Annotated in this window: 10 protein-coding genes and 1 pseudogene; 8 read left to right on the forward strand and 3 right to left on the reverse strand. The window is 73.6% G+C overall.

Going from position 1 to position 12061, the window contains the following annotated elements; genetic code table 11:
* Positions 1-7: 7 nt before the first annotated feature.
* Positions 8-1645: an ABC-F family ATP-binding cassette domain-containing protein gene (locus FXF52_RS01765; RefSeq protein WP_148793338.1), complete on the reverse strand. Its 1638-nt coding sequence runs from the start codon at positions 1643-1645 to the stop codon at positions 8-10.
* An 89-nt stretch (positions 1646-1734) separates the two neighbouring features.
* Here FXF52_RS01765 and FXF52_RS01770 point away from each other — a divergent pair, with 89 nt between their 5' ends.
* The 3 genes from FXF52_RS01770 (at position 1735) to FXF52_RS01780 (ending at position 3312) form a co-directional block, all read left to right on the forward strand.
* Positions 1735-2505 (forward strand): ROK family protein, encoded by a 771-nt coding sequence (locus FXF52_RS01770; protein ID WP_148793339.1) that lies wholly within the window; start codon positions 1735-1737, stop codon positions 2503-2505.
* 90 nt (positions 2506-2595) lie between these two features.
* Positions 2596-2964 carry a M48 family metallopeptidase gene (locus tag FXF52_RS01775; protein WP_148793340.1) on the forward strand — a complete coding sequence of 123 codons (369 nt, stop codon included), beginning with the start codon at positions 2596-2598 and terminating at the stop codon, positions 2962-2964.
* A gap of 93 nt (positions 2965-3057) precedes the next feature.
* On the forward strand, positions 3058-3312 hold the full coding sequence (locus tag FXF52_RS01780; protein WP_148793341.1) for a Smr/MutS family protein: 255 nt from the start codon (positions 3058-3060) through the stop codon (positions 3310-3312).
* 4 nt (positions 3313-3316) lie between these two features.
* Here FXF52_RS01780 and FXF52_RS01785 read toward each other — a convergent pair whose 3' ends face one another.
* Positions 3317-3766: an iron chaperone gene (locus FXF52_RS01785; protein WP_148793342.1), complete on the reverse strand. Its 450-nt coding sequence runs from the start codon at positions 3764-3766 to the stop codon at positions 3317-3319.
* 146 nt (positions 3767-3912) lie between these two features.
* A pseudogene (locus tag FXF52_RS43965) lies at positions 3913-6281 on the reverse strand (M28 family peptidase).
* A gap of 267 nt (positions 6282-6548) precedes the next feature.
* On the opposite strand from FXF52_RS43965, the gene FXF52_RS01795 reads away from it, so the two are divergent.
* The 5 genes from FXF52_RS01795 to FXF52_RS01815 all read left to right on the forward strand — a co-directional run bounded on the left by FXF52_RS01795 (position 6549) and on the right by FXF52_RS01815 (position 12054).
* On the forward strand, positions 6549-7790 hold the full coding sequence (locus tag FXF52_RS01795) for a PP2C family protein-serine/threonine phosphatase (RefSeq protein WP_370517869.1): 1242 nt from the start codon (positions 6549-6551) through the stop codon (positions 7788-7790).
* Entirely contained in the window at positions 7787-9514 is a 1728-nt protein-coding gene (locus tag FXF52_RS01800; RefSeq protein WP_148793344.1) for an ATP-binding protein, read from the forward strand. The genes FXF52_RS01795 and FXF52_RS01800 overlap by 4 nt, the downstream gene beginning before the upstream one ends.
* Positions 9511-9963 (forward strand): response regulator, encoded by a 453-nt coding sequence (locus FXF52_RS01805; protein ID WP_148793345.1) that lies wholly within the window; start codon positions 9511-9513, stop codon positions 9961-9963. Before FXF52_RS01800 ends, FXF52_RS01805 begins: the two co-directional genes overlap by 4 nt.
* Positions 9956-10765 (forward strand): inositol monophosphatase family protein, encoded by an 810-nt coding sequence (locus FXF52_RS01810; protein ID WP_148793347.1) that lies wholly within the window; start codon positions 9956-9958, stop codon positions 10763-10765. The genes FXF52_RS01805 and FXF52_RS01810 overlap by 8 nt, the downstream gene beginning before the upstream one ends.
* A gap of 248 nt (positions 10766-11013) precedes the next feature.
* A complete protein-coding gene (locus FXF52_RS01815; protein WP_148793349.1) occupies positions 11014-12054 on the forward strand; it encodes a hypothetical protein in 1041 nt (346 codons plus the stop codon).
* Positions 12055-12061: the final 7 nt, after the last annotated feature.

The raw sequence follows: 12061 nt of genomic DNA on the forward strand, positions 1-12061 counted from the left end.
GCACGGATCAGTCCTCGGCGATCCGTCCGGCGTCGACCCGCAGCCGCCGGTTGACGCTCACCGCGTCCAGCATCCGCCGGTCGTGGGTCACCAGCAGCAGCGTCCCCGGGTAGCTGGCCAGGGCCGACTCGAGCTGCTCGATCGCCGGCAGGTCGAGGTGGTTGGTCGGCTCGTCCAGCACGAGCAGGTTCACCCCGCGCCCCTGGAGCAGGGCCAGCGCGGCCCGGGTCCGCTCGCCGGGGGAGAGGGTCGCCGCCGGCCGCAGCACGTGGTCCGCGCGCAGGCCGAACTTGGCCAGCAGCGTCCGCACGTCCGCCGGGCTCAGTTCCGGTACGGCGGCGCCGAAGGCGTCCACCAGGGGCTGGTCGCCGAGGAAGAGCCCCCGGGCCTGGTCGACCTCGCCCACCACCACGCCCGGGCCGAGCGCGGCGTGGCCCTCGTCCAGCGGCAGCCGGCCCAGCAGCGCGGCGAGCAGGGTGCTCTTGCCGGAGCCGTTCGCCCCGGTGATCGCCACCCGGTCGGCCCAGTCGATCTGGAGGTCCAACGGGCCGAGGGTGAAGCCGCCCCGGCGTACGACGGCGCCCCGGAGCGAGGCCACCACGGCGCCGGCGCGGGGCGCGGCGGCGATCTCCATCCGCAGCTCCCACTCCTTGCGCGGCTCCTCGACCACCTCCAGCCGCTCGATCAGCCGCGCCGTCTGCTTGGCCTTCGCCGCCTGCTTCTCGGTGGACTCGGTGCGGAACTTGCGGCCGATCTTGTCGTTGTCGGTGGCCTTGCGCCGGGCGTTCTTCACGCCCTTCTCCATCCAGGCCCGCTGCATCCGGGCCCGGGCCTCCAGGTCGGCGCGGGTCTCGGCGTACTCCTCGTACTCCTCCCGGGCGTGCCGGCGGGCCACCTCCCGCTCCTCCAGGTAGGCCGCGTAGCCGCCCCCGTAGTGCCGGACCTGTCGCTGGTGCAGGTCCAACTCCACCACCCGGGTCACCGTCCGGGTGAGGAACTCCCGGTCGTGGCTGACCAGCACGGTCCCGGCCCGCAGTCCGGTGACGAACCGCTCCAGCCGGTCCAGCCCGGCCAGGTCCAGGTCGTTGGTGGGCTCGTCGAGCAGGAAGACGTCGTACCGGCTGAGCAGCAGGGAGGCCAGCCCGGCCCGGGCCGCCTGGCCGCCGGAGAGGGCGGTCATCGGGTGGTCCAGGTCGACCGCCAGCCCCAACTCGGCGGCCACCTGCTCGGCCCGCTCGTCCAGATCCGCGCCGCCGAGGTCGAGCCAGCGCTCCAGGGCCTCGGCGTACGCGTTGTCGGCGCCCTCGGCCCCGGCGGTGAGCGCCTCGGTCGCCGCGTCCAGCGCGGCCTGCGCCACCGCCACCCCGGTACGCCGGGCCAGGAAGTCCCGGACCGTCTCGCCCGGCCGGCGCTCCGGCTCCTGCGGCAGGTAGCCGACCGTGGCGGTGGGCGGGTTCAACGCCACCGAGCCCTGCTCGCGTGGCTGGAGTCCGGCGAGGGTACGCAGCAGCGTGGACTTGCCGGCGCCGTTCACCCCGACCAGCCCGATCACGTCGCCGGGGGCGACGACCAGGTCCAGGTCGGCGAAGAGCAACCGGTCGGCGTGTCCGGCGGTGAGGTCCTTGGCGATCAACGTGGCGCTCATCAGGTGATCGAGCCTACCGGCGCGCCACGCCGCGGCCGATCGGACAACCGGGGCTCGGAACGTGACGAAGCTGAGGGAGACTCACTGCCGTGGTGACCACTCTGGCGATCGACTGTGGCGGTGGCGGGATCAAGGCGTCGGTGCTGGACGCCGCCGGGACCATGCGGGCCCGCCCGGTACGGGTGCCGACGCCGTACCCGCTGCCGCCGTCGCTCTTCGTCAAGACCCTGCTGGACCTGGCCGGCAGCCTGCCGGCGGCGGACCGGCTCACGGTCGGGATGCCCGGCATGATCCGGCACGGCGTGGTGGTGGCCACCCCGCACTACGTCACCCGGTCCGGGCCGCGCAGCAAGATCGACCCGAAGCTGGTGGCCGAGTGGTCCGGGTACGACGCGCGCAGCGCGCTGGCCGAGGCGTTCGGCATCCCGGCGCTGGTGCTCAACGACGCCGAGGTGCACGGCGCGGGCGTGGTCGCCGGGACCGGCTGCGAGCTGGTGCTGACCCTCGGCACCGGGCTGGGCAGCGCGCTCTTCGACGGCGGGGTGCTCGCCCCGCACCTGGAGCTGTCGCACGCGCCGGTGCGCTGGAACACCACCTACGACACGTACATCGGGGAGCCGGAACGCCGGCGCCTGGGCGACGCGTTCTGGTCGCGGCGGATCCGGCAGGTGGTGGAGGGGCTGCGCCCGGTCTTCCGCTGGGACCGGCTCTATCTCGGCGGGGGCAACTCGCGGCTGATCCGCCCGGAACAACTGGCCCGGATGGGCGACGACGTGGTGGTCGTCCCGAACACGGCCGGGATCGTGGGCGGTGTCCGGGCCTGGGAGCTGGTCGGCGACCGGTACGACCCGACGAGCTGACCGCCAACTTCGATCGCCGGAACACTCGCGGTCCCGCTGGTGTTGTGCCAGCGTCGGATAAGGGCGGTGCGACACGAGGAGGTGGGTCGAGTGGATCTTCTGGCGGAGTACCGGCGGGCGACCATGTTCTTCGAAGCGGGTGACCCGACCGGAGCGGCCCGGCTGCTCGAGCCGATCGTCGAGGCGGAGCCCGGCAACTCCTCGGTACGGCAGCTGCTGGCCCGGGCCTATTTCCAGTCGGCCCAGCTCAGCCGGGCCGAGGAGCAGCTCCGGGAGCTGGTCGACCGGGACCCGAGCGACCACTACGCGCACCACGTGCTGGGCCGGACGCTGGAACGGCTGAACCGGCCGGTCGACGCGCTGCGGCACCTGCGCATCGCGGCGGCCATGCACTCGACCAACGCCGACTACGCCGAGGCGCTGCGCCGGGTGGAGAGCCGGGTCAGCGGTGGTCGCTGACCGCCACTGATACGAGACGGCGAAGGGCAGCCCGCGACGGGCTGCCCTTCGCCGTCTCCGGGTCCGGAGACCCGGCGCGCCTACGATGGGCTGGTGAAGCTCAAGCTCGATCTCCACGACATCTACAACAAGGGCCACGACATCGATCGCGCGCTGCGCGGGATCATGGACGAGGCGGTGGCGAAGAAGGCCACCCTGGTGGAGATCATCCCGGGCAAGGGCTCCGGCCAGCTCAAGAAGCGGGTGCTGCGGTTCCTCGACCAGAAGGACGTCAAGCAGCTCTACCACCGGGTCGAGAAGGACTCGAAGAACTTCGGCCGTCTCTTCGTGCACTTCCGCTGGAAGTAGTGCCTCAGGAGACCGCAGCCTGCACCACCTCGACGATCTTCTTCTCCACCGCGGGGCTCCACTTCTGGATCGCGTACGACACCGGCCACAGGTCTCCGTCGTCGAGGTTGGCCGCGTCCTGGAACTCCAGGGTCGAGTAGCGGGTGTTGAACTTGCCCGAGTTCTTGAAGGCGACGACGATCTTGCCGTCCGCGTTCGCGTAGGCGGGCATCCCGTACCAGGTCTTTGGCGACAGCTCCGGGGCGGTGGTGGTCACCGCCATGTGCACGCGCTCGGCGAGCGCACGATCCTCCGGCGTCATCTTCGCGATGCTGTCGAGGGTCGCCTGCAGGTCGTCGGCCTTCTTGGCGCCCTTCTTGCCCTCGGCGCGCAGCTCGGCGGCGCGCGCCTTCATCGCGGCACGCTCCTCGGCGCTGAAGCCGGCGGACTCGGTCTGGGGGTTCTTCGTGGGCATGTCCAGGTTGCCTTTCGACGCTCAAGGCTCGGCGCGATGCCGGCCATGAGAAAGGCTAGGCACGACGACAACCGGCTGCTTCTTGATTCCTGATCGGATCGGGCGCCGGCCGAGGCGGCCCGCCGCCCCCCTGGCGGAAGCGTGGGTCACAGCGGGTACGTGCGGGCCACCGCCAGCATCTCCGAGCTGTGCGAGCCGACCACGCCGACGTCGGGCGGGCGGGGCCGGAACCCGGGTACTCCGGCCAGGCCGTCGCTGGCGTCCATTACCCGCAGCAGCGGCCGGTGCCCGGGCGTCACCACCAGGGTGATCTCGACGCCCTCCGGTGGCGGGGCGTGGAACACCACGCCGAAGCCCCACGGGTGGTCCCTGGTGTATCGGCCGACGCCCAGCGCCACCCCGTCGACGGTCGCCGACTCCACCCCGGTCCCCGAGTCCACGTGCAGCGAGAGCAGCCGGACCGGCCGTTGCGGGGTCACCCGGACCCGCAGGGTGCGCTGCTCCCCGACGGTGGTGTCGGCGAGCACCTGCAACGTCGGGGCGGGCAGGCCGGCCGCTCGCGCCGGGCCGCTGCGGAGCCTGGCGTCGCCCAGCGCGGGGAAGTCGTCGGCCGCGGAGACGACCCCGTCGACGTACCCGGCGGTCCACGGCTGCGGCTCGGCCTCGCGGCTGAGCCACCGGGCCTCGCCGGTGCCGGCGTCCAAGGCGTACATCAGGTGGGTCGGCACCGGGTGGGCGGCGTCGAAGCGGTCCACGGCCAGGCCGACCCCGGCGAGCACCACGGCGGCGAGCCCGGCGGCGGCCGCCGGCAGCGGGGCCAGCCGGCGGGCCCGCAGCGCCAGCAGGCCGCGCTGGCCGCCGGCCTGCGGGTGCAGCAGGTCGACCACCGGCAGCGCGGCCAGGCCGAGCAGCACCGCGAACAGTGCCGCCACCCCGCCCATCGCCATGCCGAGCGCCGGGAAGAGCAGCGCCACGGTCGGCAGCAGGATCACCACGGCGACCGCGCCGGCCAGGGTCACGGCCCCGGACCGTCCAGCCGGGTGGCCAGCGCCGCCAGGCCGGCGAGGGCGCCGGCCAGCGCGGGCAGGGTGGTCAGGTACGCCCCACCCGGCACCAGCACGGCGAGCAGCACCCCGAACAGGGCCAGCCAGGTCAGCCCGCCGAACGCGAGGGCGGCCGGACCGGCCCACCGGCGGGTCAGCGCGTACCAGGTGAGCAGGACCGCCGCGGCGAGCGCCACCACGGCGAGCCGGTACCAGACCGGCCGGTACGGGTCGAGTAGTTCGGCGTACCCGGGGCGGAGCGCGGTGATCGCGGTCCAGAGCAGCCACGCGCCCAGCGGGGCCACGACGACCGGCACGAGGGCCAGCCCGACGCCGGCGGCGAGCCGGCCGGTGCTGGCCCGGCCGCGCCGGAGCAGCAGCCAGCCGAGCCCGCCGACCGCGATCAGGGCGAGCAGCGCCAGCGGCAGGGTGAGCCAGCCGGGGTAGCGGACCAGGCCGCCCGGCACCGGGAAGTAGGTCGCGTCGTGGTCGGAGCCCAGTTTCGTCAGGTCGGTCCGGCCGAACTCGCGGGCCAGCCCGAGGGCGTTGTCGCCGTGCATCTGGAGGCTGCCCCGGTCCATCGCCGCCGGGACGTCCAGCGGCGTGTGGTAGACCGCGCCCCCGTCGATGTACGCCGAGTTCAGCCCGACGAAGTCGTGGTCCAGGAAGGCGGTGAAGTCGGTGTCGTTCGGCAGCGCCCGGTAGATCTCCACCGCGAACGAGGTGCCCACCGGGTGCGGGGCGGCCCGGCCGAAGACGTCCACCAGCTTCGCGTTGTCCCGGGACGTCTCGAACATGATCACCGGGCCGGTGGAGCCGCGCGCCTCCAGGTTGAGCACCACCCCACCGCCGGCGGCGAGCGGGTGGCTGGCGGCGAAGGCCGACGCGCCGCAGAGGCACGCCTCCTCTGCGTCGGTGAGCACGAACACGATGTCGTTGCGCGGGCGCGGGCCGGCGGCCAGGGCCCGGGCCACCTCCAGGATGCTGGCGGTGCCGGCGGCGTCGTCGTTTCCGCCCGGGCCGGACTGCACCGAGTCGTAGTGGGCCACCAGGAACACCCGCCCGGTGGAGGCGGTGCCGGGCAGCCGGGCCACCACGTTGCGTACCCGGGCCACGGTCGCCCCGCCGGCGGCCCCGCTGAGCTGCCCGGCCTCCGGGGCGACGGTGTCCTGCACCTCGGTCTCCAGGCCGAGGCCGCGCAGCACGGCCACCAGGTGCTCGCGGACCTGGTCGTTGGCCGGGCTCCCCGCCACGTGCGGCCGCGCGGCGATGACCTTGACCTGGTCGTACGCCCGCTCGGCGCTGAACTGGTCCGCGGGCGCGGCGGCGGGGCGCGGCGCCGGGGTGGCCAGGTCGACGAGGACGACCGCGCCGACGGCCAGCAGCGCGGCGAGCGCCGCGGCGGCGGCGAGCAGCCGGCGGCGCGGCCGGGCCAGCGCCCGGTCGGCCGGCCGGGTGGGGGGTACGCCCACGGGAACTCCTCGGGGTGGTCGGGGGTGGCCTCATCCTGCCCCCCGACCGACCGCGGCGACACTCCCCACCCGGGCGGGCCCGGCGGGCGTGCCGGGTCCGGACCAGCCGCGCCGCGTAACATCGGTCTCCTGCCCTGCCGCTGCCCCGAGGGTGGGTCCGCCCGCCCCGGCGCCGGTCGTGTTGTGTGCGACCGTTGTCTGATACAGGATCAGCAGGGCACTCGGAAGGAGTCCGACATCACCAGCGAACTCCCGCGTCTCGCCGCGGTGACCCGGCCGCACCGGGGACCCGGTCTCCCCGGGGCCCCCGTCGCCCCGCGCGCCGTTCCGCAGGGCGGTTTCGGGCACCACCCCAACGTGCCGCCCGGCGAGCGGCTGAGGGTCCTGCTGGTCGAGGACGACGAGGGCGACGCCTTCCTGGTCGGCGAGTTGCTCGCCGAGACCAACGCCAACATCGACCTGCTGGTCGCCACCAGCCTCAGCGAGGCCCGGCAGCGGGTGCCCGGGGTCGACTGCGTCCTGCTCGACCTCGGACTTCCTGACGCGCAGGGCCTGGACGGGCTGCGCCGGGTGCTGGAGATGGCCAGCGGGGCGGCGGTCTGCGTGCTCACCGGCCGCTCCGACGAGCACCTGGGCATCGTCGCGGTCGCCGAGGGCGCCCAGGACTACCTGGTCAAGGGTCAGGTGGACGGGGTTCTGCTGGCCCGCGCCCTGCGCTACGCGGTGGAACGCAAGCGGGCCGACGAGAACGCCCGCCGGCTGCGCGAGGTGGAGCTGCGCCAGGCCGAGTCCGCCCGCCTGGAGCGGGGCCTGCTGCCGCAGCCGCTGATGACCACCGACCAGGTGTCGGTGCACACCTTCTACCGTCCCGGCCGGCACGCCGCGCTGATCGGCGGCGACTTCTACGACGTGGTGCAGACCCGGCCGGACCGGATCGACCTGATCGTCGGCGACGTGTGCGGGCACGGCGTGGACGAGGCCGCCCTCGGCGTCGAGCTCCGGGTGGCCTGGCGAGCCCTCGTGATGGCCGGGGTGCCGGACGACGAGGTGCTGCCCGCGCTGGAGCAGGTGCTGATGAGCGAGCGCCGGCTCCAGGAGATCTTCGCCACGGTGGCGACCACCCGGCTCGACCTGGCGGCCAACCGGGCCACCGTACGGCTCGCCGGGCATCCGCCGCCGCTGTTGCTCAGCGGAGGCAAGGTCGCCCCGGTGCCGGCCCGCAACGGCCTGCTGCTCGGGGTGCGACCGCGCAGGCCCGTCGCCTTCGACCTGGAGTTCGACACCCGCGACTGGTCCCTGCTGATGTACACCGACGGGCTCATCGAGGGCCGGGTGGGTGCCGGCGACGACCGGCTCGACGTACCGGGTCTCACCGACCTGCTCGCCAACGAGGCGGTGCCCCTGCCCGAGCTGCCCGGCTGGCTGGTCGGCCGGGCCGAGCAGCTCAACGGCGGTCCTCTCGCCGACGACGTCGCCATGCTGCTGGTCACCCGGGGTGACGGCCGGTGAAGGCGTACCGGGAGGGCTGGACCCTGCGGCGCCGGGTGGTCGCGCTGCTCAGCGTGGTCCTGCTGCTGCTGCTCGGGCTGGCCACGGCCGAGGCGCTGGTCGCCGAGAAGAACCGGCAGAACATCGACGCCGTCCTGGTCAAGACCGGCCCGCTCCGGGTCCAGGCGCAGGAGCTGATGAGCGCCCTGCTGGACCAGGAGACCGCCGTCCGCGGCTTCGCGGTGAACGGCGACCGCAAGGACCTCGCCCCGTACGAGGCGGGCCTGCGCCGGGAGCGCGACACGGTCGCCTCGATGGAGAAGCTGGCCGCCGACTACCCGGACGTGCGGCGCGAGCTGGCGGTGGTGGAGCAGCGGGCGGCGCGGTGGCGCACGGATGTCGCCGAGCCGGTGATCACCACGGTCGAGCGGAGCGGTCCGGAGGCCGGGCAGGCGCTGATCACCGACCAGACCCGGCAGCAGTTCGAAGGCGTCCGGGCGTCGGTCGACACGCTGCAGGAAGAGATCTTCGTCGTCGGGCAGCGGACCGCTGGCCGGGTCAGCAGCACCAGCAACGTGCTGGTCGTGCTGCTGATCGCCGCGGCGCTGGTGGTGGCGGTGGCCGGCGCGGTGCTGCTGCTCTCGCTGGACCGGATCCTGATCCGGCCGCTGGCCGCCCTGGTGGACCAGGTACGCGAGGTCGCCGACGGCGACTACCGGCACCACATCGAGGGTTCCGGGCCGCCGGAGTTCCGCCTCCTCGCCGAGGACATCGACGGCATGCGGCAGAAGATCGCCCGGGAGCTGGACGAGGTACGCGAGGCCCGGGAGAGCATCGAGTGGGTCAACAGCCAGCTCCAGAAGCAGGCCGAGGAGCTGACCCGGTCCAACCGTGACCTGGAGCAGTTCGCGTACGTCGCCTCGCACGACCTGCAGGAGCCGCTGCGCAAGGTGGCCAGCTTCTGCCAGCTCCTCCAGCGGCGCTACGCGGGCCAGCTGGACGAGCGGGCCGACCAGTACATCGCGTTCGCCGTCGACGGCGCGCAGCGGATGCAGCGGTTGATCAACGACCTGCTCGCGTTCTCCCGGATCGGCCGCCTCACCATCGGCTTCACCGAGGTGGACCTCAGCAAGGTGATGGGCGACGTGGCTGCCCAGACCGAGGCGGCCCGCCAGTACTCCGACGCCGAGCTGACCTGGGACGAGCTGCCGGTGATCCGCGGCGAGGAGCCGCTGCTGACCAACCTGCTGGCCAACCTGGTGAGCAACTCGATCAAGTTCCGTCGCCCGGACGTGCCGCCGAAGGTGCACGTGTCGGCCCGGCTGGTCGGCGACGAGTGGGAGATCAGCTGCCAGGACAACGGCATCGGGATCGAGCCGGAGTTCGCCGACAAGATCTTCGTCATCTTCCAGCGGCTGCACTCCAAGGACGCGTACCCGGGCACCGGCATCGGCCTGGCCATCGTCAAGAAGATCGTGGAATATCACGGCGGCCGGGTCTGGGTGGACACCGACACCGAGGAGGGCACGGCGATCCGGTTCACCCTGCCCGCGGACGTCGAGGCGGCGTCGGCGGCGGACGGGGACGAGCCGGCGGCCGGTGCGGAGTCGACCGGGGACCCGGCGGCGACGGGGGACGGTGCGGCGGCGCCCGTCGGTCGGCAGCCGGACGCGGGACGGGTGGAGACGCCGGCAGGGGCGACCCGGGACGGTACAACGGGGGACATGAAGGAGGCGGTGGGATGACCGCGCCGGCAGACGGCAAGAGTCCGATCGAGGTCCTGCTGGTCGAGGACGATCCGGGCGACGTGCTGATGACCCAGGAGGCGTTCGAGGAGCACAAGCTCCGCAACCGCCTCACCGTGGTCTCGGACGGCGCCGAGGCGCTCGCCTACCTGCGCCAGGAGGGCCAGTACGCGGACGCGATCGCCCCCGACCTGATCCTGCTCGACCTCAACCTGCCCCGCCGGGACGGCCGGGAGGTGCTGGAGGAGATCAAGAAGGACGAGGAGCTCTGCCGGATCCCGGTCGTGGTGCTCACCACCTCTCAGGCCGACGAGGACATCCTGCGCAGCTACCAGCTGCACGCCAACGCCTACGTGACCAAGCCGGTGGACTTCGAGCGTTTCATCTCGGTGGTCCGTCAGATCGACGAGTTCTTCGTCAGCGTGGTCAAGCTGCCGCCGCGTGGCTGAGTCGCTGCTGGCCGACGTCGGCGACCTGCTGCGGACGGCCGCGGCGGAGGTCGTGGTGCCGATGTTCCGCCGGCTCGACGACGCCGACGTCTCCGAGAAGGCCCCGGGCGAGGTGGTCACCGTCGCCGACCGCTTGGCGGAGGAGCTGATCTCCGCCGGGCTGCGACGGCTGCGCCCCGACTCCGTGGTGGTCGGCGAGGAGGCGGTCGCCGAGGACCCGGACCTGCTGCGGCACCTGCGCGGCGCCGGCGACGTCTGGGTGGTCGACCCGATCGACGGCACCGCCAACTTCGCCGCCGGTCGGCGTCCGTTCGCCCTGATGGTGGCGCTGCTGGCCGGCGGCCTGCCGGCGGCCTCCTGGGTGTACGACCCGCTGGCCGACACGATGGCGGCGTGCCGGACCGGCGCGGGCACCTGGCTGGACGGCACGCCGGTGCGGATCAGCCGGACGGCGCTGGAGGCCGGCGCCCTGCGGGGCACCGCGATGACCCGGTTCCTGCCGCCGGAGACCCGGCGGACCGTGGAGGCGGGCGGCGAGCGGATGGGTGAGCTGCTGCCCGGGCAGCACTGCGCCGGGCGGGAATACCTGGACATGCTCACCGGCGCGCAGCAGTTCGTCCTCTTCTGGCGCACCCTGCCCTGGGACCACGCGCCCGGCACCCTGCTGGTACGGGAGGCCGGCGGAGTGGCCCGCCGCTTCGACGGGACCGATTACCACCCGGCCGACGACGGCCGGGGCCTGCTGGTCGCGGCCAGCGAGGAGATCTGGGACGAGGTCCGGGCGGCGCTACTGGCTGGGTGAGCGAGCGGTCCGCCCCAGGTGTTGAGAGGGGGCCCCGGTCCAACCGAAGGCCTTCCTTTCGCCGTCCGCGACGGGACTGGCACGCTGCGTCGACGATTCGTGTCGGCCGAGGTCGGGGGCCTGGCGCGGCACGAGTGGTCCGGTATCGTGACGGCGGTCTCCGCCAGCGGGCCGCCGTCCGGGGCCGGCGGAGCAGCCGCCCGCGCGGCGGTCAACCGAGGGCCGGCGGTCGACGGAAGGACGCTCTCGTGCCCAGGACCAGGCTCATCCGGCGGCGCGTCCGCCGGCCGTTGCTCGCCCTGCTCGCCGCAGCGGCCCTGCTGCTCGGCGCCGGCCTCGTCGCGGCCGGGCCCGCCGCCGCGGCGCCCAGCCCGAGCGCGCCCGACGAGGGGGGCAGCAAGCAGCTCCGGGCGGCCCTCGAGGCGGCGGCGAAGGGCCACATCGAGGCCAAGGCCCGGCTCGACAACTCCAAGCGGCGGCAGAAGGAGTTGACCGGGCAGCTCGCCCAGCTCGAGCTGCGCCTGGTTGAGCTGACCTCGCAGGTGGGTGAGGTGGCCGCGCAGTCGTACCGGCTGGGCCGGCTGACCCCGGTGTCGGCGTTGCTGGCCAGCACCGATCCGGACTCCTTCCTCAAGCGCGCCGCCGAGTTGGACGTGATGGCCCAGCGGGACGGCACGCGGCTGCGCGCGCTGCACGAGGCGAAGGCCGAGGCCGCCCGGGCCAAGCTGGCCATCGACACGGAGATCCGCGAGCAGCAGAAGCAGTTGGCGATCCTCGCGAAGAAGAAGCGGGACGCCGAGGTCGCGCTGGCCAAGGTCAGCTCCGGCAGCAGCGCCGGCTTCAGCGGCGGCTCCGGGTCGGCCAAGCCCGCTCCGCGCAACGCCGACGGCTCGTGGCCGCCCGAGTCCTGTTCGGTGGACGACCCGACGCCGGCCGACGGCTGCATCACCCCGCGCACGTTGCACATGCTCCAGCAGGCCAAGGCGGCCGGCTACAAGCGGTACGTCTCCTGCCATCGCAGTGGTGGCGGCGGCGAGCACCCGAAGGGGCGGGCATGCGACTTCTCCGCTGCCAGCGGCGGCTTCGAGAACGTCTCGGCCACCGGTGGCGACAAGGCGTACGGGGACAGCCTCGCCAGCTACCTCAAGAACAACGCGAGCAAGCTCGGCGTCATGTACGTGATCTGGTACCGGCAGATCTGGATGCCGAACACCGGCTGGCGGTCGTACAGCGGCGGGGGCAGCCCGGCCGCCGACCATACAAACCATGTTCATGTTTCGATGTACTGACCCGGGT

The sequence above is a fragment of the Micromonospora sp. MP36 genome (assembly GCF_008119785.1).
Classification (GTDB): Bacteria; Actinomycetota; Actinomycetes; order Mycobacteriales; family Micromonosporaceae; genus Micromonospora.

Excerpts from the sequence above, each read along its gene's own strand:
- FXF52_RS01765 (WP_148793338.1), bottom strand. The coding sequence starts at position 1,645 with ATGAGCGCCACGTTGATCGCCAAGGACCTCACCGCCGGACACGCCGAC.
- FXF52_RS01785 (WP_148793342.1), bottom strand. The coding sequence starts at position 3,766 with ATGCCCACGAAGAACCCCCAGACCGAGTCCGCCGGCTTCAGCGCCGAG.
- FXF52_RS01805 (WP_148793345.1), top strand. The coding sequence starts at position 9,511 with ATGACCGCGCCGGCAGACGGCAAGAGTCCGATCGAGGTCCTGCTGGTC.